General features: G+C 60.1%; 22 protein-coding genes. 11 read left to right on the plus strand and 11 right to left on the minus strand.

All coding sequences use genetic code 11. From position 1 onward, the window contains the following. The first annotated feature begins 2 nt into the window (after nucleotides 1–2). Genes ACWNRM_RS06730 through ACWNRM_RS06740 form a run of 3 tightly spaced genes read left to right on the plus strand, consistent with a single transcriptional unit; the run spans nucleotide 3 to nucleotide 2319 of the window. Nucleotides 3–797 carry an ABC transporter ATP-binding protein gene (locus ACWNRM_RS06730; protein WP_485170165.1) on the plus strand — a complete coding sequence of 265 codons (795 nt, stop codon included), beginning with the start codon at nucleotides 3–5 and terminating at the stop codon, nucleotides 795–797. Continuing rightward, the gene (locus tag ACWNRM_RS06735; RefSeq protein WP_485170164.1) at nucleotides 794–1756 is read left to right on the plus strand and encodes an MlaD family protein; all 963 of its coding nucleotides are present in this window, start codon (nucleotides 794–796) and stop codon (nucleotides 1754–1756) included. The genes ACWNRM_RS06730 and ACWNRM_RS06735 overlap by 4 nt, the downstream gene beginning before the upstream one ends. After that, nucleotides 1753–2319, plus strand: coding sequence for a PqiC family protein (locus ACWNRM_RS06740; RefSeq protein WP_485170163.1), 567 nt, complete (start codon nucleotides 1753–1755; stop codon nucleotides 2317–2319). Before ACWNRM_RS06735 ends, ACWNRM_RS06740 begins: the two co-directional genes overlap by 4 nt. A gap of 60 nt (nucleotides 2320–2379) precedes the next feature. On the opposite strand, the gene ACWNRM_RS06745 is transcribed toward ACWNRM_RS06740, so the two are convergent. The 4 genes from ACWNRM_RS06745 to ACWNRM_RS06760 all read right to left on the minus strand — a co-directional run bounded on the left by ACWNRM_RS06745 (nucleotide 2380) and on the right by ACWNRM_RS06760 (nucleotide 8070). Then, a complete protein-coding gene (locus tag ACWNRM_RS06745; protein ID WP_485170162.1) occupies nucleotides 2380–4326 on the minus strand; it encodes an OprO/OprP family phosphate-selective porin in 1947 nt (648 codons plus the stop codon). A 237-nt stretch (nucleotides 4327–4563) separates the two neighbouring features. Then, the gene (locus tag ACWNRM_RS06750) at nucleotides 4564–5634 is read right to left on the minus strand and encodes a catalase family protein (RefSeq protein ID WP_485172180.1); all 1071 of its coding nucleotides are present in this window, start codon (nucleotides 5632–5634) and stop codon (nucleotides 4564–4566) included. Between the two features lie 189 nt (nucleotides 5635–5823). Continuing rightward, nucleotides 5824–6780 (minus strand): SIS domain-containing protein, encoded by a 957-nt coding sequence (locus tag ACWNRM_RS06755; protein WP_166928690.1) that lies wholly within the window; start codon nucleotides 6778–6780, stop codon nucleotides 5824–5826. An 87-nt stretch (nucleotides 6781–6867) separates the two neighbouring features. Further along, nucleotides 6868–8070 (minus strand): alpha-hydroxy acid oxidase, encoded by a 1203-nt coding sequence (locus ACWNRM_RS06760; RefSeq protein WP_485170160.1) that lies wholly within the window; start codon nucleotides 8068–8070, stop codon nucleotides 6868–6870. 292 nt (nucleotides 8071–8362) lie between these two features. On the opposite strand from ACWNRM_RS06760, the gene ACWNRM_RS06765 reads away from it, so the two are divergent. Genes ACWNRM_RS06765 through ACWNRM_RS06780 form a run of 4 tightly spaced genes read left to right on the plus strand, consistent with a single transcriptional unit; the run spans nucleotide 8363 to nucleotide 13401 of the window. Beyond that, on the plus strand, nucleotides 8363–10150 hold the full coding sequence (locus ACWNRM_RS06765) for a thiamine pyrophosphate-requiring protein (protein WP_485170201.1): 1788 nt from the start codon (nucleotides 8363–8365) through the stop codon (nucleotides 10148–10150). Then, entirely contained in the window at nucleotides 10151–11128 is a 978-nt protein-coding gene (locus tag ACWNRM_RS06770; RefSeq protein WP_485170159.1) for a hypothetical protein, read from the plus strand. Next, complete coding sequence (locus ACWNRM_RS06775; protein WP_485170158.1) at nucleotides 11121–11762, plus strand: gluconate 2-dehydrogenase subunit 3 family protein; 642 nt, start codon at nucleotides 11121–11123, stop codon at nucleotides 11760–11762. The genes ACWNRM_RS06770 and ACWNRM_RS06775 overlap by 8 nt, the downstream gene beginning before the upstream one ends. Further along, nucleotides 11752–13401 carry a GMC family oxidoreductase gene (locus tag ACWNRM_RS06780; protein ID WP_485170157.1) on the plus strand — a complete coding sequence of 550 codons (1650 nt, stop codon included), beginning with the start codon at nucleotides 11752–11754 and terminating at the stop codon, nucleotides 13399–13401. The genes ACWNRM_RS06775 and ACWNRM_RS06780 overlap by 11 nt, the downstream gene beginning before the upstream one ends. Nucleotides 13402–13422: 21 nt before the next feature. Here the strand turns inward: ACWNRM_RS06780 and ACWNRM_RS06785 are convergent, their stop codons facing one another. Then, nucleotides 13423–14016: a DUF1826 domain-containing protein gene (locus tag ACWNRM_RS06785; protein ID WP_285532247.1), complete on the minus strand. Its 594-nt coding sequence runs from the start codon at nucleotides 14014–14016 to the stop codon at nucleotides 13423–13425. Then, on the minus strand, nucleotides 14003–14698 hold the full coding sequence (locus ACWNRM_RS06790; RefSeq protein WP_485170156.1) for a DUF1826 domain-containing protein: 696 nt from the start codon (nucleotides 14696–14698) through the stop codon (nucleotides 14003–14005). Before ACWNRM_RS06790 ends, ACWNRM_RS06785 begins: the two co-directional genes overlap by 14 nt. A gap of 87 nt (nucleotides 14699–14785) precedes the next feature. Between ACWNRM_RS06790 and ACWNRM_RS06795 the strand changes: the two genes are divergently transcribed. Next, a complete protein-coding gene (locus tag ACWNRM_RS06795; protein ID WP_485170155.1) occupies nucleotides 14786–16063 on the plus strand; it encodes a GTP-binding protein in 1278 nt (425 codons plus the stop codon). 21 nt (nucleotides 16064–16084) lie between these two features. Here ACWNRM_RS06795 and ACWNRM_RS06800 read toward each other — a convergent pair whose 3' ends face one another. The 3 genes from ACWNRM_RS06800 to ACWNRM_RS06810 are packed head-to-tail and all read right to left on the minus strand — an operon-like array spanning nucleotide 16085 to nucleotide 18996. After that, nucleotides 16085–16855 carry an SDR family NAD(P)-dependent oxidoreductase gene (locus ACWNRM_RS06800; protein WP_485170154.1) on the minus strand — a complete coding sequence of 257 codons (771 nt, stop codon included), beginning with the start codon at nucleotides 16853–16855 and terminating at the stop codon, nucleotides 16085–16087. Further along, a complete protein-coding gene (locus ACWNRM_RS06805) occupies nucleotides 16852–17925 on the minus strand; it encodes an AraC family transcriptional regulator (RefSeq protein ID WP_485170153.1) in 1074 nt (357 codons plus the stop codon). The genes ACWNRM_RS06800 and ACWNRM_RS06805 overlap by 4 nt, the downstream gene beginning before the upstream one ends. Before the next feature lie 33 nt (nucleotides 17926–17958). Then, nucleotides 17959–18996 (minus strand): NAD(P)-dependent alcohol dehydrogenase, encoded by a 1038-nt coding sequence (locus tag ACWNRM_RS06810; RefSeq protein WP_485170152.1) that lies wholly within the window; start codon nucleotides 18994–18996, stop codon nucleotides 17959–17961. A 300-nt stretch (nucleotides 18997–19296) separates the two neighbouring features. On the opposite strand from ACWNRM_RS06810, the gene ACWNRM_RS06815 reads away from it, so the two are divergent. Together ACWNRM_RS06815 and crcB are read left to right on the plus strand one after the other, a co-directional pair. Then, a complete protein-coding gene (locus tag ACWNRM_RS06815; RefSeq protein WP_485170151.1) occupies nucleotides 19297–21000 on the plus strand; it encodes a glycoside hydrolase family 32 protein in 1704 nt (567 codons plus the stop codon). A gap of 62 nt (nucleotides 21001–21062) precedes the next feature. Further along, nucleotides 21063–21497: a fluoride efflux transporter CrcB gene (crcB, locus tag ACWNRM_RS06820; protein ID WP_023979964.1), complete on the plus strand. Its 435-nt coding sequence runs from the start codon at nucleotides 21063–21065 to the stop codon at nucleotides 21495–21497. 79 nt (nucleotides 21498–21576) lie between these two features. Here the strand turns inward: crcB and ACWNRM_RS06825 are convergent, their stop codons facing one another. Further along, nucleotides 21577–23034, minus strand: a complete 1458-nt coding sequence (locus ACWNRM_RS06825; RefSeq protein ID WP_485170150.1) for an aminotransferase class V-fold PLP-dependent enzyme — start codon at nucleotides 23032–23034, stop codon at nucleotides 21577–21579. 119 nt (nucleotides 23035–23153) lie between these two features. Between ACWNRM_RS06825 and ACWNRM_RS06830 the strand changes: the two genes are divergently transcribed. Next, complete coding sequence (locus ACWNRM_RS06830) at nucleotides 23154–23603, plus strand: Lrp/AsnC family transcriptional regulator (RefSeq protein ID WP_485170149.1); 450 nt, start codon at nucleotides 23154–23156, stop codon at nucleotides 23601–23603. A gap of 113 nt (nucleotides 23604–23716) precedes the next feature. Here the strand turns inward: ACWNRM_RS06830 and glgX are convergent, their stop codons facing one another. Then, the gene (gene glgX / locus ACWNRM_RS06835; protein WP_485170148.1) at nucleotides 23717–25849 is read right to left on the minus strand and encodes a glycogen debranching protein GlgX; all 2133 of its coding nucleotides are present in this window, start codon (nucleotides 25847–25849) and stop codon (nucleotides 23717–23719) included. Nucleotides 25850–26024: the final 175 nt, after the last annotated feature.

The following is a 26024-nucleotide window of genomic DNA, read 5'->3' on the forward strand; positions in this document are numbered from 1 at the left end:
CCATGAGCCACGAGACAGACACACAACCCCGCGCGTCCGCCATCCTGACAATGCAGGACGCAACCCTCGCTTTCGGCCCCAAGGTCATTCAGTCGCATATCGATCTATCAGTACGGCGGGGCAGCATTTTCGCGGTGATGGGGGGCTCGGGCTGCGGCAAATCCACCCTGCTCAAAAGCATGATCGGCCTGCTGCGTCCCACGACGGGCCGCTTTATGGTTGGTGAACGTGATTACTGGAAAGGCACGGATGCCGATCGCACGCAGATCAATCACCGCTTTGGGGTGCTGTTCCAGAGCGGTGCCCTATGGAGCTCCATGACTTTGGGCGAGAATGTCGCCCTGCCCCTGCAGATGTTCACGTCTCTCGATGCCAAGGCCATCAGACGGCTGGTGGAGCTCAAACTCGCTCTGGTGGGCCTGCTTGACGCCATCGATCTGGCACCGTCGGAAATCAGCGGCGGCATGCGCAAGCGCGCTGGTCTTGCGCGCGCTCTGGCCCTGGACCCCGATATCCTGTTTTTCGACGAGCCCTCTGCAGGGCTCGACCCGATCACTTCAGCGCGTCTGGATGACCTCATCCTTAATCTGCGTGACGGTCTGGGCGCGACCATCGTCATCGTGAGCCATGAACTGCCCAGTCTGTTCAGTATCGCAGACGATGGCATTTTTCTCGATGCCATCACCAAAAGACCCATCGCCCACGGCTCGCCGCGCTTTCTGCGCGATCACTGCGACGACAGTCAGGTTCATGCTTTCATGAACCGGCAACGCAACGAAGAAGGATCCCCCTCATGAACAGGCAAGCCCTTGTCGGCGCATTCGTGCTGGGTGGTATGGCCCTCATGGTGGCGGCCTTTGTCTTTTTCGGCAATTTCCATCCGTTCACCCATACAGATCGGGCAGTCCTGATCTTTCGTGGGTCAACCAACGGTCTTTCTGTGGGTGCGCCGGTCAATTTCCGTGGTGTTCAGGTCGGCGCAGTCGATCGCATTGCCATCGAATACGACCCGAAAAATCGCGAGGCCTATATCCCGGTCTATGTCACGCTGCGACGCGACGATATTCTGGTGGCCGGGCAGAAGCATGGCCATCTTCCGAGCCTGAAAAGCCTCGTCGATCATGGTCTGCGGGGTGAGATGAACCTCAAGAGCTTCGTCACGGGCACGTCGCAGATCGATCTGGATATCTCGCCCGATACGCCGGCAATCCTGCATCCCGAACTCACGAACGAGACCGAGATCCCGACGCGCCAATCGTCCATTCAGGCCATTACCAACACCATCACTCACCTGCCTCTGCGCAAGCTCAGCGATGATGCCGCTGCGACAATCGCCATCATGCACCATCTGGCAGAGACGCTTGATGAGCGCCTGCCGGCCCTTGCCGACAACCTTCAACAGACCTCGCAGAGCACACGCGCGACACTCGATGCGGCACATGACATGATCACAGCCGTTCAGCCGCAATTGCTGCGTACCCTGGCCAGCGTGGATCGGCTGGCCACGACCGGGTCCGATCAATTGACGGCTCGCGGGCAGGAATTGCGTCTGCTGCTGCAAAACAGCCGCGAAACCATGGTGACCGCCAACAAGACACTGTCGAACCTGCAAGGCCTGACCTCACCCCGCTCGATCGATCGCGCCAATCTGGATGCCAGCTTGCGCGATATTGCCTCGGCGGCTGCGGCACTGCGCGGCTTTGCCAATGATGTGGAGCGCAACCCGCAACTTCTGCTGACAGGACGCCGCCAATGAAAACGCGCCAGCTTATTCCAGCCATCGCTCTGGGCCTGCTGACGGCCTGTGCCTCGGCGCCCGTACAGTTCTATACAATTGCCCCGGATCCGGGCACGGCCATACCGGCAGGCACGGGAACGGCGGTGGTCTATGTTCCGCGTATCGTCATGCCGGACTATCTGGATACACAGGATATCCTTGCCCGAGATGGTAGCCGATTGATACGCAGCAGCAACGGACGATGGGCCAGTCGCCTGTCACAATCAGCGACCGATCTGATCGTGGCGCGCCTTTCGCAGGACTGGCCGCAACGCACGATCACCGCCCATTCGCCGCTGGAAACCCCTGAGTCACGCCTGAGCATCACCATTGAGCGTATGGATCTGACCAAGCAGGGTCAGGCTATTCTGCTTGCCTCATGGAGCGATCTGCCTAGCGACGACGCCCGCCCGGCGCGTCAGGGCCGTGCCAGTCTCAGCGTGCAGGGCAGTGTGGCCGATGATGCGGCCAAGGCGGCCCTGCTGCAGAAACTGTTCGAGCAACTGGCTGACCGCATCGCAAGTACGCTGCCCCAACGCTGAAGACCGCCTGAACAAAGGGGCTGCCCTTCCCGCCGGGTCGTCCCGAGCCGGTCAACAGGTTCAGAAGGCAGCCTGAATACGGCTGCCCAGCGCATTGATCGAACGGCCCTTGTTATTGACCGTGCCGACCGTCTGGGAGCGCGTGGCATCGATGTGACTGTATTGAAGCTGGATGCGATAATGCCGGTTGATGTACCAGTTCAGCCCGCCCGACCAGACGGTCTGCGTGCCACCGCGCACCCCGCCCGTCACCGAGGCAGGCGTATCGCCGCGCAGATTGCTGTTGAAGTCGAGCACACTCCAGCGTCCGACCACTTCGAGCGCGCCCCATTTGTTGTTCCAGATATCGAAATCCTCTTTCGGGGCGGGCGACGAAAACGCGGCATCCTTAGGGCTGTAGCGCCGCGGCTGTCCGAACAGGGTGTAGCTGCCCGCCACGTAATAGCCGTCAAAGCCAAGATTGGGCGCGGGACCCTTGACCCTTGCAGCCGCGGTACGGTCGACACCGATATGATAATATTCCGCCTGGATGAGCGCGGCCTTGTAGCGCAGGGCAATTTCCGGGCCGATCGCCCAGACCTTGCCGATATCGGCGATGGTCCCGGTAGAAACGAGGCGCTCGTTGGTCAGGCGTGTCTCAGGACGATCGCTGAGCGAGAGGACACGTCCTTGCGATGTCTGGTTGCGTTTGAAAGACATGGTGGAGGACATGCCAAGGTGAAGATCGACATTGGGTGTTGCCACCGGGCGACCCGCCACACGCAGCAAACCACCCATCTGGCTGTCGGACACTGTGGGGTCATTGGTGCGATCACCATAGGTCTGACCCGTCAGATAAGCGCCGAGATACCAGCGCTTTTCATGCGTGCGCCCACCAAGGCTCATGCGGGTATCGCCCGCAGCAATCAGACGCACCACTTCTGAAATCGAGGCACGCTCCATCAAAATAAAGCCGTTGGACGATTCTGAATCCTGCATCGTCACGCGCGGCTGATAATAGCCGAGAGTGAACTGCGAATTGTGAATACCACTATAGACCATATTGGCCTCATAGAGCCCAGCCGTCCCGTCGACCGTGCGCCCCCATTCTGGCGTAAGGTTGGCCAGAAGATTGCCATAACGCCATGTCAGCGGCAGACGCAGACGACGGGCATTTTCGTTCATTTTGGGGAAACGACCGGTCTGACCCTGCGCCGTACCGCCCGTTGACGGAAAACCGCCAATATCCAGATGCATGACCAGCCCCACCGAAAAGGCATAGAGCCCGTCACTGGATGCAATAGTCGGACGTCCGGCAGGAAAGCCAATACGTATCCCCCCGATATCGACCGTTTCAGCAGATTTCGTGGCCCGGCGGAAATCGGCCAATGACATGTTCAGACCATGATCGGGCGGCGGAATCAGATGGGTATCATAAGCTACCTGTGGGTCAGAGGGCTTACCCTCCCCGCGTGACCGGGCCAAGGCCAACTGTATGCCTCCCCCACCTGCACCGGTCGCCTGAGCAGGCGATGCAGGGCCGGTCGATGCAGTGCCCGGCGATGCAATGCCCTGCCCTACCGCCCCGCTCCCCGGGCTGAAAGGAGACGCCGAGGTTTGCCCTTCCCTAGCGGTTTGCGAGACAGCGCCACCCCCCCGGGCTGATGCGGTGAGAACACGAGACGCATCGTCATGAGGCCCGATGCGCTGCGGTCCGGTGGATTTCGCATGCAAACCCGGTCGCGCATCAGCGACATCATGAGTGCTGGCTGTTCCAACAACGCCGGTGACATGACCATGATGGTTAGACACCGCCTTGTTTTGCGCAAGCTCCGACTGACGGCGCAGCGTGCGTTCCTTCGCCAGTTCCCGACGCAGATCGCTGATCTGCCCCTGCATCTGCGCCCGCATTTCAAGCATTTCACGGCGCAGGGCGGCAATGTCATCTGATTGCCCCGCGGCAAAACCGGTTTCCGGCATGACAACGCCGCATAAAAGCAGCAGGGAAGTAAGGGAACGCGCGCGCATGAATTTGACTGACTTTACCTCTGGACCGTATGCGCGATGCTATAGACGACCCAATAAGTCAGTTGAATGACTGTTTTATGACAAAGTGAACTTTTTGCAATCAAACGAAAGAAATGTTTTGTCTTAAAAATCAGTAGCACAATAACCAAAGCACTTATACCAGACAGACTCCACTATCGCCCGCACAAAGTCTCACCTAACGCACGTTTCGACTACACGCGTGTAATCAGCCATCTATCACGGCAAGAATTTCATAGGGCATCCGTTTAGCCTGGACCTCAACCCCGCGGAGAACGGATAGGCCGCGCGTCGGGCGCGCATGATATTGCCAAGCGGTCTGTGCGCCTCGAGCCCATGCCAGGGTGAAAACGAGAGACATTCATCAATCTGGTATGATCGCGCCTCGTTCCAGCTATCCTGTGGCGGGAGTTCGAGCGTTGCCACAGTGTGGAAAGGGCTGAGAGCCTCGCTCCATTCTGTTGCGGCATTCTCGATAGGTTGCTGCTCTTCATCACGGCACAACTGCGCACGCAGGCTGAAGCGCCCACCTTCCTGCGCCATGACGCGCCTGATCGCCCGGCGTATCGCAACCGGATCATGATCGATATCGATGAAGCGGCCTGTCAGCCGACGAAAGCTCTCTGACTCAGGTACGAGATCGAGCTTCGCGACATAATCACCAAAACGCACCGGCACCTGCGAGTAAAACCGGTCGCCCAGCGGATGAGTGGGTGTGAATCCACCCAGCGCAGCAAGCGTGGCACTGGGTCTGGCAAAGCGCGTCAATAAACGCTGTATCAGGCGCAGCGTGCGCGAAAGCCACGCTTTGGCGCCCTCTGCCCGATCGGTTGTCAGCGCCAGCACGCGCAGATTCTTAAGAAATCCCCTGGCATCGGGTGCCCCGAAAACGGCACCGTTGGCAAACAGGAAGTCCTGTACCGCCACCCCCTTGTTGTCTTCCAGCAGCGGACCGGGCACGTCATGAATTTTCAGGGCAAAGCCACGTGGACCTGAAACGGCATCGCGCAGCGGATCGCCGGGTATGGCTGAAAGCCGTGCCGTCAGGCGATAGGCACCGGGTGTCGCAAAAAGCCCTTGTGCAAGCTCCGGCGGAAGATTGGCCGCCACATGCAATGTCCCTTCAAGCAGGGCATGGCTCTTGGCATGAACCCCGCGCGAAGCCGTGCCGATATCACGATGCGTCGCCGTAATGATGCGCCGGAATGTCCGACGCAGTTGCTCGTGAGTGGCCCCTTCATCTGTCGAGCCTTTCTCGATGTCGGGGTGGTAGGCGATGGGTGCGCGCATCGATCGGCTCCGGCAGGTCTGGGCGAGGAATTCGATTTTCCTCGCTCCCAGCGTCTGGCGACCGTCCGGGTTGCCATAGGCTCGTGCCATCGGTGTCAGACACACCCGAGGCACGACCCCACCTGTAGCTCGATGGCTGCCCCATCGGATGCAACACCGGCCAAGAGCACCTTGCCCGGGATTAACCGGTCAGGCGTCGAATGTGACGACCTTGGTCAGATGACGCGGCGCCAGCGTGTCGAGCCCGTTGGCGCGCGCCACGTACTCGCCCAGAAGTTGCAGCACTGGCAGACATACCAGCGGTCCCGCGCCATGATCGCCGCCCACAGGGAGAGAAATCGTACCCAGACCGCCAAGCCCAAGCACGACCGCCCCCTTCTCCATCACCTCACGCGCTACCTGCTCTTCCTCTTCGCGGGTATCAGGATGATAGAGCATGACCACGAAGGAATGTTCATCGATCAGGCTGGTCGGGCCATGACGATATTCGAGCGGATGATGCGCCTCGCTCTGGCTAAGGCTCATTTCCTGCATCTTCAGCGCCCCCTCACGGGCTACGCCATAATACGCGCCGCCGCCAAGAAACACGAAATGCGAGCGCCCCTGAATCAGTGAAACGAGATGCGGGTCGGAAGCCTCCAGCAGGGCCTCGGCAGCGACGATCGTGTCAGGCGTAATGGACAGCCCGGCATAGCGCAGGCCCGTCATCAGCATCAGACTGGCCGAGGCGGTCATCACGATCCCTTCCTCGGGGTGGGTCTCAGCCTCGAAGGATTCGCTCGAAACGCGCGTCAGGGCGCTGCCGGGCGCACAGGTAACGCCCAGAACATCGAGCCCTGCCCTGAGCCCTGCCGCGGCGGCTGCCACGGTCTCGGTCGACTCACCACTGCGCGACAGCGCCAGCATGCGGGTGGGTGTCCCGGCCGGTACATAGGATGAGGCACGACGCGTCCACTCATTGCCCGGCACCGCGCGCGCGGCAAACCCGGCCTCGTTCAGCGCGCAGGCAATGCTGTCAGCGATATGCACCGAAGTGCCACAGCCAATCACCACATGGGCAAAACCGGGCTCGGGCGAAGAACCGGGAGACGACAGCGCCCGCCAGAAGGAGAACTGCTCACGTATGCCGCGTTCGGTCGCATTCATAGCCCAGTCTTTCACGCCAGGGGTGGGAGGTGGGCGCGATCATGACACAAGCTGCCCCGCGTTCCGATACCCCCTCTGCCCAATCGGTCAGGTTTTTTCCGTTGCCTGTTCGGCAAAACGGACATCGCCCAGATCCTTGAGCAAATCCTCCTTAAGGGACTCCAGACCCGTGACACCCAGCAGGGCCAGATCCCGGCTGATTTCGGTGCTGAGAATGGAAATGGCCTTGTCGAGCCCGGCACTGCCCGCCAGCGCACAGGCCTGAAGGAACGGACGCCCAAGCATGACCGCGTCGGCGCCAAGCGTGAGGGCCTTGAGCACATCACCGCCACAACGAAAGCCGCTATCAACAATCACGGCCATATCGCCCGCGGCCTGCCTGATTTCGCCAAGAGCCTCAAGCGGAGCGATGGTAGAATCGAGCAGACGGGCACCGTGATCGGAAATGCCAACCGCATCGGCCCCGATCCGGGCCGCTTCGGCAATATCCTCCGGACGCAGCAGCCCCTTGAGCACGAGCTTGCCTTTCCATCGCGACCGGATGTGGCGGATATGGTCCCAGGTGAAGTGAGGCGACCCGCCGACAGCGGCGATCTCATTGGAGAAGAGGCCTGGCCCACCCTGAGGGCGGATGTTCACGATCTTCGGGTTGCGATCGCGCAGGATCGTGCGGCCCAACGTGCCGAAGGTCCAACCGGGATGCGCCATGCCACCGAGTGTAGCGCGCAGATTGGGCCGGATTGGCATGGAATAGCCTGCCCGTGTCTCGGCGATACGTTGTGCAGGAACAGGCACGTCACAGGTAATGAGAAGGACGGGATAGCCCGCCTCCTGCACACGATCGATCATCCCATCGATGATGCCCATATCGCTGGGCAGATAGGCCGCAAACCAGGCCTTGGGATTGATGCGTATGATCTCTTCAAGAGGTGTAAGCGAATTGGCCGAGAGCGCATAGAAAAGGTTATGGCGACGCGCGGTCGATGCCTCGATCCGGTCTGCGTCATAACGGGTCATGGCGGCACCACCCGTCGGGGCGAACCCGAAAGGCTGGTCATAGGTCTCACCCAGAAGGGTAATTTTAGTGTTGAGACAGGACACATCGCGCAGGCGATAGGGCCGCCACAAATAGCGCTGGAAGACGGCCCTGTTGCGGCGAAGGGTTATCTCCGACCCGGCGCCATTGCGCACATACTCATACACAGCCTTGGGCAGATAGCGTTTAACGGCCTTCTCGAAATCGGTAAGCTGATAGATATCTTTCAAACGCCGTTTGGCCGTGATGGACATGAAAAGATCTCCCGAAGGTTCATGCGGATACGATGGCAATGGAGCAGGAACGGGGCCGGAGGCTTCTGGCGCTTTTGCAGCGTCGTCACGTTAAAGTGACATCTCGCGCACCACGCTGATCCTATCCCGGTTCATCCCGTTTTCAGCATCGGATAACGCAGGAAACAGCGAATTCTGATCATTCCGGTTCATGAATATAAAATAATTTTACAAAGTATGAAAATGAACATTCCCGCTTGACGCGACGTTGCTCTGGCACACAGCCAATCGCCGGAGCATCAGAGCCATGTCCATGAATGTCAGCGAATTCATGTGGAAACGCCTTCAGGAATGGGGCCTGAAAAGGGCCTATGGATATCCCGGCGATGGTGCAGGCGGGATTGATGTGGCGCTTCAGCGCGAGATCGATGCCGGGCGTGTGGAATATGTTCAGGTGCGCCATGAGGAAATGGCCGCGTTCATGGCTTCCGCCCATGCCAAGTTCACAGGTCAGGTCGGGCTTTGTTTCGCCACCTCCGGGCCGGGTGCCATTCACCTGCTCAACGGACTTTACGACGCCAAGCTCGATCATGTGGGTGTCGTCGCCATTATGGGCCAGCAGGCGCGCACCTGTATCGGGTCGAATTATCAGCAGGAAGTCGATCTGCAGTCGCTCTGCAAGGATGTCGGCTCGGAATACATCGTTACCGTTACCGAACCTTCGCAGATGAGGCACGCCATCGATCGCGCCGTGCGCATCGCTCGTGACAAACGTGCCCCCACCATCGTGATTGTCCCCAACGACCTGCAGGAGCTGCCTTACAAGGAAGCGCCTGTCGCGCATGGCTTTACCCATACCGGCATTGGCGAGACAGTCATCAGCCCCGTGCCGGAGATGCATGGCCTGCAGGCCGCCGCGGAAATTCTGAATTCAGGCAAGAAAGTCGCCATTCTGGCCGGCGCAGGCGCGCTGGAAGCGACAGATGAGCTGATTGCGATCGCCGACCTGCTGGGCGCCGGTATTGCCAAGGCGCTTCTGGGCAAGGCCGCTGTGCCAGACGAACTGCCCTATGTGACTGGCTCACTCGGCCTGCTCGGCACCAAACCGTCCTGGGATCTGATGAAGGAATGTGACACCTTCCTGATGGTAGGCTCGGCCTATCCGTATAGCAAGTTCCTGCCCAATCCGGGTCAGGCACGCGGCGTGCAGATCGATATCAACGGCTCCAACCTCTCTCTGCGCTACCCGATGGAGGTCTGCCTGCAAGGCGACAGCGCCGCAACACTGCGCGCCCTGATTCCGCTTTTGCAGCGCAAGAGCGACCGAAGCTGGCGCGAAAAAATCGAGAAGGAAGTCGAGACGTGGTGGAAGGTTCTCGAAGCCCGCGCCATGACGGATGCCAACCCGATCAACCCGCAGCGTGTGTTCTGGGAACTGTCACCCCGTTTGCCTGAAAACGCGATCATCACCGCCGATTCAGGCTCGGTCGCCAACTGGTTTGCGCGGGATCTGAAAATCCGTCGTGGCATGAAGGCCTCGCTCTCGGGCGGCCTTGCCTCGCTTGGGGCTGGCACACCTTATGCGGTCGCCGCGAAAATGGCCTTTCCTGAACGGACCGTCATTGCCTGCATGGGCGACGGGGCGATGCAGATGAATGGCCTGAACGTGATGATCACGATCTCCAAATACTGGAAGCAATGGGAAAATCCTAAACTGATCGTTCTCGTGCTTAACAACCAGGACCTCAATCAGGTGACATGGGAAGAGCGCGTCCAGCTTGGCGAGGGCAAGACGACCGCCACGCAATCCATTCCCGATTTCCCGTATCACAAATACGCCGAATTGCTCGACCTCAAGGGTATTCTGGTCGATCACCCCGATCAGATTGCCGGTGCATGGGAAGAGGCCCTGAACGCAGATCGACCTGTTATCCTGGAAGCCCGCACCGATCCCGACGTGCCGCCCCTGCCGCCGCACATCACCCTGCAACAGGCCAAGGCTTTCCTCTCTTCCCTGCCGACCGAACCGGAACTGCTCGATGTGATCCGCGGGTCAGCGAAGGAAATGCTGGCCACGTTCCTCCCTTCGAAGAAATCCTGAGTGCCGCGTTATAGTGGCCCGCGTGGCGCGGTTGGCTGGGCCCTCGGCCTGACCGGCGCGCTCACAGCGGCGGCCTTCGCTGCCGCAACGCGGGGCGGGCGCATAAGCCGGAAATCCGCCCTCCCTGCCCTTGCGGCAGAGCCGCCTCCCTCGGCGGATCGCGCCAATCTCGCTGCGAGACGCCTCAACCGTTCCGCTGGCACGCTGGCCGCTTCGGTTCTTTTCGACAGTGCCGTCGAGCACTACCGGGGCGATTTTGCGAACAAGGCGATGTACACCCCCCTTGTTACTTCGGCCCTCGCCCTCGCTGTCTCGGCGCATGGCACGGCGGATAGACGCGCTCATGCGCATCTGGTCCGTGACGGAGTTTATGCTCTGACAGGGCTCGTGGGGTTGGTAGGCACTGGGTTTCACATCTGGAATGTCGTCCAGAAACCGGGACGATTCATCTGGCAAAACCTTTTTTACGGGGCACCGCTCGGTGCGCCCATGGCCATAGGGCTCTCTGGCCTTCTCGGTTTTTTTTCTGAACGAGTGCGCGAGACAAAACCGGGCGACGTGCCAAAACTGTTCGGCCTGCCCGCGGGGCGCGTCATCGGCGCGGTTACCGGCGCTGGCATGGTCGGCACAACGGGTGAGGCCGGGTTGCTCCATTTCCGCGGCAGTTTCCACGACCCGTTCATGGTCCTGCCTGTTGCCATGCCGCCTGCCGCTGCCGTGGCCATCACCCATGCCGCGCTGGGCGATGCCCGGACGGACCGCCGCCTGACACGCTGGTGGCTGCGCGCTACCGCCATCATGGGGGTGTCCGGCACCGTTTTTCATACGATCGGAGTTGGGCGTGACATGGATGGCTGGCGCAACATCCAGCAGAACCTGCTCAATGGCCCCCCTATTCCGGCCCCGCCCGCCTTCACCGGACTGGCCCTCGCCGGGCTGGCCGCGCTCGATCTGATGGAGGATGACCGCGATGTCTGAGCGCTATCCGGGTTATGATGTGCTGAATAAGCGTCTCGGTCCTTCGTGGAACGATGCAACGCGCCGCGTGATTGACGAGCGCCTCGCTGTACCACGTGAGGCGCGCTTTCTGGAGCAGGCGGAATGGCTGACGCTTTGCGCCCTTTGCGACAGGGTTATGCCCCAGCCGAATGACCGCCCGCCCGTTCCGCTTGCTGCCTATGTTGACCAGAAGCTGCTGAAGGATGAGCGCCCCGGTTTTCGCGATGCAGCCCTGCCCCCCCAGCGCGAAACATGGAAGAGCGGCCTGGCGGTATTCGAAGCCGAAGCCCGCGCACGCCACGACGCCTCATTCCACCGTCTATCCGCCGCCGATCAGGAAAACCTGATGCGCGAAGCCGGAGCCGGTCGTCTGGGCCATGCCGGGTGGAGCGCTGAGCAGATGCAGCTTTTCTTCAATGGGCATGTACTGACCGACATCCTCTCCGCCTATTACGCCCATCCCACCGCCTGGAGCGAGATCGGGTTTGGGGGTCCAGCAAGCCCACGGGGCTACGTCCGTATGCAGAATGACCGCCGCGACCCTTGGGAGGCGATCGAAGCCACGCCCGAAACGGTCGAGAAAGTGCGCAAGGAAAACCGTCATGTCCGATAATCCCTTGCTCACACCGCGCGCCATCAATGGCCGCGCTCCGGATGTCTTTCGCAAGGGCGAATGGGTGCCCATGCGCGACTATGCGCAGAATGAACCGGTGGATTTCGTGGTGATTGGCACCGGGGCGGGTGGCGGTCCCCTCATCGCCCGTCTGGCTGAGATGGGTTATTCAGTCATCGGGTTCGATGCAGGTGCGTACTTCAGGCCGCTTGAGGATTTTGCCTCTGACGAGACCAGTCAGAGCCAGCTTTACTGGACCGATGAACGGCTGATCGACGGGGCAAATCCGATCAAGATGGGCAGCAATAACAGCGGAAAGGCTGTTGGCGGCTCAACAGTCCATTTCGCTATGGTTTCATTACGCTTCAGGCCCGAATGGTTCCAGTCACGCACCAAGCTGGGCTATGCGGTCGACTGGCCGCTCGATTGGCGCGAGATGTGGTCGTATTACGACAAGGCTGAACGCGACCTCGCCATTGCCGGGCCGATTTCCTACCCATGGGGGCCAAAACGGCCACGCTATCCCTATCGTGCGCATGAAATTGGCGGCGCGGCAGAGTGGCTGGCGCGTGGTGCCGAGGCAATGGGCTATCAATGGTCTGAAACGCCTCTCGCCACGGTTTCGGCACCGCGCGGCGACTCCCCCTCTTGCGTCTATCGTGGCTTCTGTCGTGTCGGGTGCTCGACCAACGCCAAGCAGAGCCAGCTTGTAACCTATATTCCCCGTGCCCTGAAGGCCGGTGCCGAGATACGTGATCTTGCCATGGTGGGACGTATCGAGACCAACGCGCAGGGTGTCGCGACCGGTGTGCATTATCATCGCGAAGGGACGTGGCATTTCCAGAAGGCGAAACAGGTCATCGTTGCCGGTTATGCCATCGAGACGCCGCGGCTATTGCTCAACTCGGCCACAGACCGCTTTCCGCAAGGGCTCGGCAATCGGTCGGGTTATGTGGGGCGCAACCTCATGGTGCAGTCCAATCAGGCTGTTTATGGCAAGATGAGAGAGACGGTGCGCTGGAACAAGGGGCCGCCCTCTCTCACCATCACCGAGCACTGGAACTATGAGGACAAGAAGGATTTCTTTGGCGGGTATTGCTGGATGGCCCAGGGTCCCCTGCCGCTGGAATGGTCCTCTGCCGTGTCCTCATCGCGCGGGCTATGGGGCGAGGCGCTGCGCCAGAAAATGATGGATTACAACCATCAGGTCGGCCTCAAGATGGTAGGGGAAATGCTCCCCAGCATGAATAACCACGTGACGCTGGCTGATGAGAAAGACCAGTATGGCCTGCCCATCACACGTATCACCTATGGCTGGCAGGATAATGACAAGGTCATGATCCAGCACGCTCTGGGCGAAATGCAGCGCTCACTCGAACTCATTGGCGCACAGGATATCTGGCGTCAGGAAAACGATACCAACCATCTGGCGGGAACGGCGCGGATGGGGTTTTCGGCAGAAACCTCGGTCGTAGATGCCGATTGTCGCAGCTGGGATGTCCCTAATCTGTGGATCTGCGACGGGTCGATTTTCCCGACCACAGGGGGCGTCAACCCCTCACTGACCATCACCGCCATTGCCCTGCGCACCGCCGACCGCATCCAGACGCTGCATCGTCAGGGAAAGATCTCGCTCTGATCACCCTCTGACGCAGGGCCCTCAGTCAGCGCGCAAAAACAGCACGACGCCGAGCGAGGCCTTGTCCAGATCGATCCTCACCCGGCTTTCATCCCGAACGGGCATAAAAGCCAGACTGAATGGGGCAAACCGGGTGAGGCGCGGACCTGTGAAAGGCTCGCCCGAGTTCCAGCTGGCTTCATCATGACCATAGGCGCAGAACAGCGACAGACGCCCTCCCGGCTCGGGCTGCCCCCCGGCCACACCCGTTGTAAGAACGAGGCTGATCCGGTTCGATCCTGAAAGAGCCGCGGCAAGCGATGCGCAATGGGCAAGGTCCTCTGCCAGGAAATCCGGATATCCTTCCTCCGAAACAAGAGCCTGAGCCGCCTGCATCACCTGTTCGACCGTTCCTGAGAGCGAAAGCGGCTCCAGAGGCGGCAAGGCGTCTCTCATGGCCTCCACCCAGCTCTGTGGAGGTTGGCGCGTCCAGATGACCATATCGAGATCCTGACGGGTCAGGCTTGCCAGTGTGTCCTCCAGATTACCGGCGCGGACATGGGGAACCTGGCCTGACAGGGAAGCCATCCCGTGCAGCATATCCTGCCCGTCGGGCCAGCTCTCAATGGCGAACATGCAACCCCGCATCGTCGTCCGGCGCGTGCCCGTCCTGCAGGGTCAGGCCGCGATCAGCTGTGTCATGGTCCTCTTCGCAGCAGGCATCGATCAGACCGTCATGCCCCAGCGCGGTCTCGTCAATCGTCAGCAGCAGCCTCCCCCCGACCTGAAGCTGTGCCGCTGTCATCGGTGGAGACCGATGTCGCACCGTGCATTGTTCGGACCAGTCGGGATGGGCCGTCCCGGCCAGAAAGACAACCGCCCCGGGCGGGGTATCCTCGATATGGGCGCCGTCATCGCGTGTCCATTGCACGCCCGGCCCGACATAGCTGCGCAACAGACGCAAGGCGAGGTGATCGACATGGAATTTGCGGCAGCTATCCGTCACGATCCGCTCAAGCCTGACCCGCATGACAGAGTACCCCGTCATATCGGCGTAGAGCGCCACAAGCGACATGATATCCCCACGCAAGGCGTCGAACGTGCCCTGCATGGCATCGGCCAACTTCGCCCCCAGTTCGTTGGGCGTACCGCGCAGCACAATCACGGCAGGGCGGGTTGCTAGGTAGCGATAGGCCGCGTCGCGCACCTCTGTGTGCAAGCCCAGTGGCAGCGTCGTCAGGTCGCCGGAAGGGAGTGTGACCGCCAGCGGGCTTTTACGGAAGGCGAGGATACGTCGCGTCGGGCAGGAAGCAATCATGGGTAGCCCTCAGAGTAAGTTATGTTATAACATAACAGTTCCAGTAAAGATTTCAATCCTTCCCCGTTTCCTTGCCCCGAGCGCCTCATGCCCGATTCATCCAGCCTTTCCCCCGCTCATCTGTCCGGCGAGACCGCCGAAACCCTCGCGACCAACAAGGGAAACCGTGACACGCGCCTGCCCGTGACCATCCTCTCAGGATATCTCGGCGCAGGGAAAACCACGCTGATGAACCACCTGTTGCATAACCGCGAAGGCTTGCGGATAGCGGTGATCGTCAATGACATGAGTGAGGTGAACATCGATTCCGCACTCATTCGCGCGGGTCATGCCGATCTGACGCGTGCGGAGGAAAACCTCGTTGAGATGACCAATGGCTGCATCTGCTGCACCCTGCGCGACGACCTTCTGACGGAAATCAGCCGCATTGCCGCCCTCGATCGCTTTGACTACCTGCTGATTGAGTCAACAGGCATTGCAGAGCCTATGCCCATTGCCGCCACATTCGAGTTTCGTGACGAGGCAGGGCATAGTCTGAGCGACGTGGCGCGGCTCGATACGATGGTGACGGTGGTCGATGCGGTCAATCTGCTCAATGACTTCTCCTCCACCGATTTCCTGCATGAGCGGGGTGAGAGCGCTGGCGTGGATGACCATCGCAGCCTTGTCGATCTCCTGACGGAGCAGATCGAATTTGCCGACGTCATTGTGCTCAACAAGATCGATACGGCAAGCAAGGCACAGCGCCGGGTCGCACGCTCCATCATCAACGCCCTCAATAGCGAGGCCCGGGTGATCGAAACCTCGGAAAGCCGTCTTGCCTCGCGGGAGGTGCTTGATACCGGCCTTTTCGATTTCGAGCGGGCCCATCGCCATGCCCGCTGGTTTCAGGAACTCTACCACCCGCACATGCATGCGCCAGAAACCGACGCCTATGGGGTGACCAGCTTCGTCTATCGCGCCCGACAACCCTTCGAGCCGGAAGCCTTCGCCTCACTGATCGCCCGCTCATGGCCGGGGCTTGTGCGCGCCAAGGGGTATTTCTGGCTGGCGACCCGCCCCGACTGGGTGGGCGAGCTGAGCATTGCCGGCTCGCTGGCGCGCAATCAGGCCGCCGGGCGCTGGTGGGTGAGTATCCCTGCAGCAGACTGGCCGAATGATGCTGAATGGCGGCAAACACTCGATGCGCTATGGGACCATTGCTATGGCGACCGCAGGCAGGAGCTCGTTTTTATCGGTGCCAACCTGAACGAGGCCGCCTTGCGTCAGGCGCTTGACGCGTGCCTGATCACACCGCCCGATACCGGCGCTTTCAATCCCGGTCTTTATGCCGATATGCCAGACCCGTTTCTCCCATGGGGGTGATAACGGGCCCTGTGATACCCCTTACAGCGCGGTATAACCGCCATCGACAAAGATCTCCTGCCCATTGATCATGCCCGAGGCGGGCGCGGCGAGATAAAGCACCAGATCGGCCACTTCCTGCGGCGTGGCCACACGGCCTGCGGGGATTTTTTCCAGGAAACGCTGGAGCTTGTCCCCCTCCCCCCATACGCGCTCGCCCATGGGCGTCCAGACCACGGTAGGACAGACCGCATTGGCCTGGATGTTATGCTGGGCCCATTCAGCGGTCATCACCTTGGTCAGGCCATTCAACCCTGCCTTCGACGCGACATAGGGACCATGATCGACGAGCGCCACACCGCTGGCCATCGAGCTGATATTGATGATCTTGCCTGCCTTGGCGGCAATCATGCCAGGTGCCAGCGCACGGGCCATGAGCCAGGGCGCACGCAGGTTGAGGTTCAGGATGGAATCCCATTCCTCAACGCTCTGTTCCGTCAGCGAGCGCGGGATGCTCATGCCCGCGTTATTGACCAGGATCGTCGCGTCACCCAGCGTCGATTTGATCCGGGCCGTTACTGCCTCGGCGGCCCTGGCATCCAGCAGATCTGCGGCCAGAGCCAGACATTCACGTCCGTTCGCCGTTACGCGGGTTCGTGTCTCTTCCAGCAGGGCCTCGTCACGCGCCACAGCCACGATATCGGCGCCAGCTGCGCTCAGGGTCTCACAGATCGTGACCCCCAGACCGCGTGAGGCACCGGTCACGACGGCAATTTTTCCTTCAAGCGAAAAGCGGTTCGAGAGAGCGTTCATGACAGGGTCGGTCCTTCGGGAAGAGGCGCCTTGTGGCACCCGGGAAAACAGGGGGCGGTAATCTGGCGCGAATGGTTCCGGAACTGTCGCGGCGTGCAGCCACGCAGGCTCAGGAAAACCCGGTTGAAATTCGAGAGATTGCCAAAACCGGCCTTGAGACAGACCACCGTGATGGCATCATGCGTGGTGCTCAGAAGATGGCAGGCATGATCGATGCGCAAACGCTGCACAAAACTCATGAATGTCTCACCGGTAACCGCGCGAAACTGACGCGAGAACCCCGATGCCGTCATGCCCAGGGTGGCGGCAATATCCTCATGGCGCAGCGTTGCCGGATCGGCAGATAGAAGCGCACGAACCAGCTGGTTGATTCTGACGGCGCCCGAGCCCCCCTGTGCGGAGGGGTCCTGCATTTTCTGGCACTTGCCGGAAAGGCGCCTCCAAGGGGACGCCGCAGGACGCGCCATCAGGGCGATGCAACCAGCCAGACGCGCACCGCGATCAGCGGCAGCACGCTCCATCGTGTCATCGGTCGAACAATCCGGCGTGCAAGGCTGCTCGCCCATGGACTCCCCAACTGAGCCACCAAGATTTCTGAGCGCCAGACCATTGGCGAGGGCTTGCGCGCCCGTAAACTCAACGCCGTAGCGGGCATCAGCCAGCAGACGTGTCAGGCCCGCAAGTTCAGGGCAGAGGGCGATCAACCCTTCTATCCAGCTCTGGCTGAACTGAAGCACCACATCGCGGCCTTTCAGCACCTCCCCCTCAGCAAGCGGGCTGAACCATGCATGAGGCAGATCGGGGCCGACAAGCACCAGCTGTCCGGCTTCAAAGGGGCCGATATGATCACCGATCATTGCCCTGCCGGTCCCACGCGTGATCAGGTGGAGCTCATATTCCGGGTGATGGTTCCAGCGGGCAAGCACCGCCGGATAATCGTGCTGATGCCAGCGGAAACTGAACGATTTCCGCTCCGGGATCAGTTCGAGCACGGCCGGATTGACGGCCCCACGCCCACCGCCACCCGCTGGTCGTCTCGGTACTCTCGGATGATGCGCAGAAGACAGCACGGTGTTGTCTCGCTCAGGGGAAATGGCGGCGCGTCAGAGCGTGATCTGCAATTTGACATCCTCGGCGCGCCCCTCTGCCGCGCGCTCAAAGGCGGCGATGGCGTCACCGAAGGGATAAGTACCCGATACAAGCGGCTTGAGGTCGATACTGCCCGAGGCAATCAGGGCAATGGCGCGATCATAAACGTGGGCATAACGAAAGATCGTCTCCATGCTCAGCTCTTTCGCCTGGGCCGCCACGATATCGAAAGCGACCTTGCGCGGCGGCATGCCGACTAGAACGAGACGGCCACCGGGGCGCGTGCAGGCTATCGCATCGTCATAGGCGCTCTCGAAACCACTCGCCTCGAATGTGACATCAACCCCCCAGCCCTCGCCACAATGCAAGGCAATGCGCTCATCTGCTTTCCCTTCTGCCAGATTGATCGGCACAATATTGGGGTAAGCCCCGGCGATAGCGAGTTTGGGGGCCGAGAAATCGCTGATGAAAACCCGGCTCGCCCCGGAGGCAAGCGCCGCAAGCGCTGTCATGATCCCGATCGGCCCTGCCCCTGTCACCAGACAGACGTCGCCGGGCTGTAGGCGGGCCTTGACGCAGGCATGAACCCCGACCGCCAGCGGCTCGACCATCGCCCCTTCAGCAAAGCTCACACGATCAGGCAGTTTGTAGGTGTAAGCCGCCGGATGCACGACAGAGGCGGTCAGACAACCATGCACAGGTGGGGTTGCCCAGAAGCGCACGGCAGGGTCGATATTATACTGCCCTAGACGGGAGGCACGCGATTGCGGGTCGGGGATACCCGGCTCCATGCACACACGATCACCGATTTTCAATCCCGAGACGCGGCTGCCCAGTGCAGTGATTGTCCCTGAGGCCTCATGCCCGAGCACCATGGGCTCGCACACGACGAACGGCCCGATGGCGCCATGCGTATAGTAATGCACATCGCTCCCGCAGATCCCGACCGTATGGATGGCAATACGCACATCATCAGGGCCAAGCGTGTCATCAAGGGCAATGTCCCGCAGGGACAGTTTGCCACGCTCTTCCAGAACCAGTGCCTGTGCCATCTCGTCATTCCTTACAGGTCCCGACATGCTCCAGCGATACGCGAACATGACAGAATTGTTAGATATAACGACATTATCTCATAAAATAGATCTGTTCTTCACAAAATACGATGATTTCTTGCGTGAGCAGAACACCACTCCGTGATTTTTGGTTTCAACGAGAGCCTCTGTGAGCAGGCACCGCACTGACCCGAGGTACTGCGTAGCGACCCGGTTTGGCGCTGGGTCATCGCTGACCTATGCTGGTTCTCCATCGGGGTGCGCCCCGGCCCTCCCCCAATGCCGACAGAAGGAGTTCTGATGACCGAGCGTCCCGTTTTCCCCGGCTTGAGCCGCCGCCGTGCCCTCGTCTCCCTCGCGGCGACGGGTGGTGGCCTGATGGGAGCGGCATTGGCGCAGGCAGCTCCCGGCCCTGTGGCAGCCCCCAAGGCACCGGACGGGGAAAGAAAGGCCGAGCCCAACGCCTCGCATCCCTCCCCTGCTGACCAGCCAGGAGCCACCGCCCATCCGGTCATTCGCACGCAAAGCGATGCCCTCTATCGCCCCACGATCCATTTCTCACCCGAGAGCGGGTTCATGAACGACCCCAACGGGCTTATTCATGATGGGTCGGTTTTTCATCTTTATTATCAATATGACCCCTTTGCCCCCTATGCCGGTCACGTGCATTGGGGGCATGCGACGAGTAAGGATCTGCTGTCATGGCAGGATCAGCCGATTGCGATCAATGAAACGCCGGCTGGTGAGGCCTTTACCGGATGCGCCGTACTTGACGAACAAAACAGTTCGGGTCTGTTCAAGGAGGGGCAAGGTGGACTGGTCGCCCTCTACACTCGCGCAACCCCCAAGAAGCAGTCGCAGTATCTGGCGATCAGTGAGGACGGGGGACAAAGTTTTCACGATATCGCCCAGAATCCCGTGCTCGATATCGGTAGCAACTCATTCCGCGATCCGCAGGTGATCTTTCACGAACCTACTCGGCAATGGGTCATGGTGGTTGCAAAATCACGACAGCATCAGATTGCGTTCTACGCTTCAATCGACCTCCGGCACTGGGTGCATCTCAGTGATTTCGGTCCGTCTGGACTGTATGGCGTCGATTATGAATGTCCCAATCTGATCGAGATTCCCGTTGAAGGCGGCGGGTCGCGCTGGGTTCTGTTCATCTCGGTCAATCCCGGCGGGCCGACGGGGGGCAGCATCACCCAGTATTTCGTTGGCAGCTTCGATGGCAGTCGCTTCACCCCCGATGACACCGTGATCGGGCTGACGGATTTCGCCAAGGATGCTTATGCCCTTCAGTGTTACCAGAACATGCCGGGCAAGCAGGCCGTCTCTATCGCCTGGCTTGGGAACTGGCAGTACTGTCAGGAACTCCCGACCCAGAGCTGGCGCGGCTGCATGACCCTGCCCCGACTCATGACACTGCGCCATGATTCAGCCGGCTGGCTGCGCCTCGCCCAGGCCCCGAGAGGTCTGGAAACGCTGCGTGAAGCGCCCATCGCTCTCACCTGTCAGCGTCTGGCCGCCGGTGCCAGTGCCTCGGTGCCCCTCCCGCAAGGCGTGGCGCTCGAACTCGTCCTGAGTGCGACCGTTGACCAGATGCCCCCCAATCTGCCGCTGGGGGACAAGGGGCGCACAGGAAGGTTCGTCATCGTGTTCGGCAATGATATGGGCGAGAATCTGACCATCGGTTTTGACGCCTTCAGCGGTCAGCTCTGGATTGATCGAGCCGATCTCAATGGTTTCAAGCAGCCTTTCTTTACCGGGCAGTTCTCGACCCCCCTCAATGCCGATGACCGCCATTTCGACATACGTCTGGTGCTTGATGCCTGCACGCTTGAGGTCTTCGCCAATGGTGGCCTTTCGGTAGGAACTGCCTTGCTGTTTCCAGCCAACCCGCTCAGCTTCCTCAAGCTTGAGGCGACGGGCGCAGGGGCAAGCATCGAGACGCTGGGCCTGTACCGGCTCAGGAAGGTCATGCCGCGCGAGACAGCCCTGTAAGCCTCGGCCACCCTATGATAAGGCGGTGATCCCGACGAACCAGACCGGAGCTATTCCCTCTCATGTCCTTCACCGCCTGTCTTTTCGTCATGCTCGGCGGGGCCCTTGGCACGCTGGGGCGCTATCTCGTCTCTGTCGCGACCGCGCCCTATAGCCGCTCCATGCCGTGGGGTACGATCCTGGCCATCAATACGGTCGGATCGTTCGTCATCGGTTTTTTCGGTACGCTGACGCTCGCCCATGGCCGCTTTCCCGTTTCGGAAAACATGCGGCTCTTTGTCATGGTCGGGATTTGCGGAGGGTACACCACCTTCTCGTCATTCAGCCTTCAGACACTGGATCTGATGCGTGCCGATGCATGGGGCCGCGCCATGCTCAACATCATTCTTTCAGCCGTGCTCTGCCTTGGCGCGGTATCGCTGGGGCATCATGCCGCCTCGAAGCTCAATGCCGGGGCCTTTCAGATTGCCCAGAACGAGACCGAAGAGGACGCCTGATATTCTGACGACCATCCCGCCGGGCCAGAGCCTAACGGGACACAGGGTTTGCCTTGTTCGCTCCCGCAGAGGTTGCTCTTCAGGCTGAGAGCGCTTCGAAGCGGGCTGTCTGCTCGTCACAACGATAAATATCGGCCATCGGGTATGGCTGTCGCGCAAGCGTCGCCACCGCGCTGATGACCCGATCCACCTTCTCGTCGCTCATCAGAACGCTGAAGTTCAGCCGGGTCCAGCCGGGCTTTTCGATTTCATGACCCGACAGGATCTCACGGCGCAGGATTGCCGAGGCGGGCTCATCGATGGAAAGCAACCGATGCGCATAAGGCCCGGCGCAGGCACAGCCGCCACGAGCCTGAATACCGTAGCAATCGGACAGCAAGCGAGTAAAAAGCTGCTGATGGATATGACCGCCGCGCTGATGATCGCGGATGCGCATAGAGAAGATGGGCAGAGCCGGCTTGTCGGGTGAGGCACCGATCAGTTCGATCTCTGCCACGTCGCCCCAGGCCTTCAGCGCCCGCGCGCGCAGTTCGGCATGACGTTCATCCATGAAATCCTGACCGATGGCGTCCTTCACCAGAAATGCCAGCGCCGCCCGGATATCGCCCACCACATTGGGTGTGCCCGCTTCCTCACGGTCGCTCACGCGATCGGAGTAATCATGCCCCCAAGGGGAGACAAAACGCACCGTTCCACCACCGGGCAGGCTCGGGCGTGTGATGGCCACAGCAGCCTCACGAACGATCATCACGCCTGAAGCACCGGGCCCGCCGACGAATTTGTGGGGCGATACGACCACCGCATCGAGCTGGGCAGGCGTGCCGGCTGCCATATCGATGGCGAGATACGGCCCGCCGCCCGCATAGTCCCAGACCGAACGCACGCCATGTGCATTGAGCAGGGTCGTGATGGCCGCGACATCGGTCAGGATACCAGTCACATTCGAGGCTGCGGAAAAGGCCGCCACCACCAGCCGACCCGGGATGAGGGCCTCCAACACGTGGGTGAGCTCTGCCACATCAGGCCCGCCCTGCACGGCCTCGCCAATCTCGATGATTTCCGCCCCGCTCTCGCGCCACGGAAGAATGTTGGAGTGATGCTCGTAAGGCCCGATCAGAACGAGCGGCTTTCTGCCTTCAGTGACGGCCTGTGTAACGCCCATAAGGCTGACAAGACGGTTGATGCCTGACGTCGCCCCTGAGCCGGTGAAGACAACGCTGTACGCCTCTGATGCCTTGCAAAGCCGGGCGATGTGAGCGCGCGCCGAGGCACGCAGCCTTGTCATCATGCGCCCGCAATAGGATGCCTGGGTATGACTGTTGGCATAGTAGGGCAGAACCTGCGTGAGGACGAAGCTCTCGACCTGCTGAAGCGCACGCCCCGATGCCACGTAATCGGCATAGAGAAGCGGATGATCGCCAAACGGACCCGGCACAGGCACACCCTCGCCAATGACCCCATGGCGAAGCCCCGCCAGCCCCTCTTCGCCCTTCAGCGAAGCGGCAAAATCATCGAGGCAAGTATCGGGGTTCAACATGGTAATGGCTCCTGTGATCGGATGAACACAGGATAGAGCGATAGAATGGTGAAAAACTCACCCTATTTCATCGTAGATTCTGCTTTCTTTCTATCAAATGATCTGTTTTTCTCATTTTCATGGATCATATAGACCGCGCCATTGTCCGAGCCCTGCAACAGGATTCATCGCTTTCCCAGCGGGGTCTGGCCGAGAAAGTCGGGTTGTCGCAGAATGCCTGCTGGCGCCGGCTAAATGCGCTTCGAGCCAGCGGTGTGATCGAGGGGGAAACCGTTCGGCTGTCGCAAACGGCCATAGGGCTGGGTGTGACGGTATTCGTCATGGTACGCACGCGCTACCACTCACGCGAATGGCTGAGCCAGTTTCGCGAAGCCGTTCTGGCCATACCCAATATCGTGGATTTCCACCGCCTGGCGGGTGATTACGACTACATGCTCAAGGTCGTCGCCAAGGACATGAACGCATTCGACCGCATCTATCAGATGCTCATCAGCAAGGTAGAGCTGGACACCGTCACCTCCTATCTCTCGATGGAGGCTATCGCCGATAATCGTGACATGCCTGTGTGATTGCGCGAGACGGCAAGGCCTTTCGCCACAGCCACGCTGACACATACAAACACTGATGATGGGCAGACGCTCCAAGGGCGCCGCCCATCATCAGTTTCCAGGCTAGAAAAGGCTCAGCTTGCTTCAGGTTTGGTGATCAGTTCGAACAGAAGAACCGAGCGCCCTGTCACGGTATAAACCTGCTCCTGCTCAAACAACTCGGATTCCAGCGCCTCGCCGTCATCTGGCCGGTTGGTGTCCAGCAGCAGCTTCCATTCGTCTCCTTCCGCCTTCGGCAGCGTGAACTCCACCACATCGTGCCAGCTATTGAGGATGAGCAAGAGCGTAGCATCAGCGCCGCGACGCATGATACCGCTGGGCTGGGCCCGGCCATCCAGCATAAGCCCGAAACACTGCGCCAATGACCACTCATCCTGCTGCATGTCGCCACCTGACGCGCTGATCCAGGTCAGTTCCTTGACGTCAAGTTCAGGATTATAGGCCTCGGTCAGGAACCGGGCACGACGCAGGATCGGGAAACGTCGACGGAGCGCGAGAAGTCGCGTGGTGAATTTGGAAAGACGTGCCCCTCCTTCGCTGAGACGCCAATCAACCCAGGAGATGTCGTTATTCTGACAATAGGCATTGTTGTTGCCGCCCTGGGTTCTGCCGAACTCATCCCCCGCCACAATCATGGGGGTGCCTTGCGAGAAGATCAGGGTCGCCATCATGTTGCGGCACTGACGCCAACGCACTTCGCTGATGGCTGCATCGTCCGTCTCACCCTCCACGCCGTAATTGCATGAGCGGTTATCCGACGTGCCGTCCTTGCCGTCCTCGCCATTCGCCTCGTTGTGCTTCTCGTTATACGAGACGCAGTCCCACAGCGTGAAGCCGTCATGAGCCGTGAGAAAATTGACACTGGCCCAGGCCTGACGACCCAGATGGTTGAACAGGTCAGGGCTGCCAAGCAGGCGCGGCGCCAGCACATCAGCCTTTGCCTCGCCGCGCCAGAAATCGCGCACCGTGTCACGAAACTTGTCGTTCCATTCAGCCCAGCCCGGAGGAAACTGGCCAACCTGATACCCGCCGGGTCCAATATCCCAGGGCTCGGCGATCATTTTGAGATGGGTAAGGGTCGGATCCTGCTGGCAGATGCGCAGGAAGCCCGACTGACTGTCGAACCCGTCGACCTCACGCGCGAGGATGGTGCCCAGATCGAAGCGGAAACCATCCACTCCGATTTCGTTGGCCCAGTAGCGCAGACTATCAACAACAAACTGTAATGATGCAGTCTTCGTCAGGTTGAACGTGTTTCCAGTACCCGTGTCATTAATATAGAATCTCTTGTTGTCGGGCATGAGCCTGTAATAGGTCGCGTTATCCAGCCCCTTGAAGGAGAGGGTCGGGCCGAGTTCGTTGCCTTCTGCGGTATGGTTGTAAACCACATCCATGACCACCTCGATGCCCGCCTCATGGTAGGCGGCGACCATGCGACGTACCTCGGTCAGGGCATCATCCTGATCCGCAGCATAGCGCGTGTCGGGGGCAAAAAAGCCGATCGTGTTGTAGCCCCAGTAATTCGTAAGGCCCTTGTTCACCAGATACTCGTCCGCGACGAAGCTCTGGATGGGCAGCAATTCGATTGTCGTGATGCCAAGCGATTTCAGGTGCTCGATCACATGGCGATTGGCCAGCCCCGCATAAGTACCGCGCAGGCGCCGGGGAACGCGAGGATGATTGAGGGTGTAGCCCCGGACATGGGTTTCATACACCACCGTATCTGACCACCGCGTACCCAGCGGGCGCAGGTTCTGAGCGGCAGGATCGGTAATCACGCATTTCGGCATGTAAGCTGCGCTATCACGCTCGTCGAAGCTCAAATCCTTGTCGGCATGGCCAATCTGATAGCCAAAGAGCGCGGGATTCCATTCGATCTCGCCAAAATGCTCACGAGCGTAGGGATCAAGCAGAAGCTTGTTCGGGTTGAACCGGTGTCCCGCGTCAGGCTCGTAAGGCCCATGAACACGCAGGCCGTAAAGCTGTCCCGGACGAAGGTCCGGTATCCAACCGTGAAAAACCTGGTCCGTGTATTCAGGCAGGCGTATCCGGTCCGTTTCCTTTTCGCCATTCTGGTCGAAAAGGCAGATCTCGACCGCCTCGGCATTGGCTGAGAATACGGCAAAATTCACACCCTTGCCGTCATAAACAGCGCCTCTCTCGGCCGGGCTTCCTTCTTTCAGGCGTCTAGCAAAAGAATCACTCATGAGCTTCTTTCCATCATGACCCGATAGACCGGCATTTTCCCTATCTGCTCCCGGGTTCGAGGGGCCTAACGCTACGGAACGGGAAAGTGGCGATAACATAAACGCGAGCAATTAACGATTTCAGGCACGGAGCGTTTCAGAAGTATTAGCATCCTAAAAGGCTCTGCAATTTCTT

Source organism: Asaia sp. A2 (genome assembly GCF_057319415.1).

What these genes read in the sequence shown, in the direction of transcription:
- ACWNRM_RS06730 (WP_485170165.1), top strand. Translation starts at nt 3, where the DNA reads ATGAGCCACGAGACAGACACACAACCCCGCGCGTCCGCCATCCTGACA.
- ACWNRM_RS06735 (WP_485170164.1), top strand. Translation starts at nt 794, where the DNA reads ATGAACAGGCAAGCCCTTGTCGGCGCATTCGTGCTGGGTGGTATGGCC.
- ACWNRM_RS06740 (WP_485170163.1), top strand. Translation starts at nt 1,753, where the DNA reads ATGAAAACGCGCCAGCTTATTCCAGCCATCGCTCTGGGCCTGCTGACG.
- ACWNRM_RS06745 (WP_485170162.1), bottom strand. Translation starts at nt 4,326, where the DNA reads ATGCGCGCGCGTTCCCTTACTTCCCTGCTGCTTTTATGCGGCGTTGTC.
- ACWNRM_RS06750 (WP_485172180.1), bottom strand. Translation starts at nt 5,634, where the DNA reads ATGCGCGCACCCATCGCCTACCACCCCGACATCGAGAAAGGCTCGACA.
- ACWNRM_RS06755 (WP_166928690.1), bottom strand. Translation starts at nt 6,780, where the DNA reads ATGAATGCGACCGAACGCGGCATACGTGAGCAGTTCTCCTTCTGGCGG.
- ACWNRM_RS06760 (WP_485170160.1), bottom strand. Translation starts at nt 8,070, where the DNA reads ATGTCCATCACGGCCAAACGGCGTTTGAAAGATATCTATCAGCTTACC.
- ACWNRM_RS06765 (WP_485170201.1), top strand. Translation starts at nt 8,363, where the DNA reads ATGAATGTCAGCGAATTCATGTGGAAACGCCTTCAGGAATGGGGCCTG.
- ACWNRM_RS06775 (WP_485170158.1), top strand. Translation starts at nt 11,121, where the DNA reads ATGTCTGAGCGCTATCCGGGTTATGATGTGCTGAATAAGCGTCTCGGT.
- ACWNRM_RS06780 (WP_485170157.1), top strand. Translation starts at nt 11,752, where the DNA reads ATGTCCGATAATCCCTTGCTCACACCGCGCGCCATCAATGGCCGCGCT.
- ACWNRM_RS06785 (WP_285532247.1), bottom strand. Translation starts at nt 14,016, where the DNA reads ATGTTCGCCATTGAGAGCTGGCCCGACGGGCAGGATATGCTGCACGGG.
- ACWNRM_RS06790 (WP_485170156.1), bottom strand. Translation starts at nt 14,698, where the DNA reads ATGATTGCTTCCTGCCCGACGCGACGTATCCTCGCCTTCCGTAAAAGC.
- ACWNRM_RS06795 (WP_485170155.1), top strand. Translation starts at nt 14,786, where the DNA reads ATGCCCGATTCATCCAGCCTTTCCCCCGCTCATCTGTCCGGCGAGACC.
- ACWNRM_RS06800 (WP_485170154.1), bottom strand. Translation starts at nt 16,855, where the DNA reads ATGAACGCTCTCTCGAACCGCTTTTCGCTTGAAGGAAAAATTGCCGTC.
- ACWNRM_RS06810 (WP_485170152.1), bottom strand. Translation starts at nt 18,996, where the DNA reads ATGGCACAGGCACTGGTTCTGGAAGAGCGTGGCAAACTGTCCCTGCGG.
- ACWNRM_RS06815 (WP_485170151.1), top strand. Translation starts at nt 19,297, where the DNA reads ATGACCGAGCGTCCCGTTTTCCCCGGCTTGAGCCGCCGCCGTGCCCTC.
- crcB (WP_023979964.1), top strand. Translation starts at nt 21,063, where the DNA reads ATGTCCTTCACCGCCTGTCTTTTCGTCATGCTCGGCGGGGCCCTTGGC.
- ACWNRM_RS06825 (WP_485170150.1), bottom strand. Translation starts at nt 23,034, where the DNA reads ATGTTGAACCCCGATACTTGCCTCGATGATTTTGCCGCTTCGCTGAAG.
- ACWNRM_RS06830 (WP_485170149.1), top strand. Translation starts at nt 23,154, where the DNA reads ATGGATCATATAGACCGCGCCATTGTCCGAGCCCTGCAACAGGATTCA.
- glgX (WP_485170148.1), bottom strand. Translation starts at nt 25,849, where the DNA reads ATGAGTGATTCTTTTGCTAGACGCCTGAAAGAAGGAAGCCCGGCCGAG.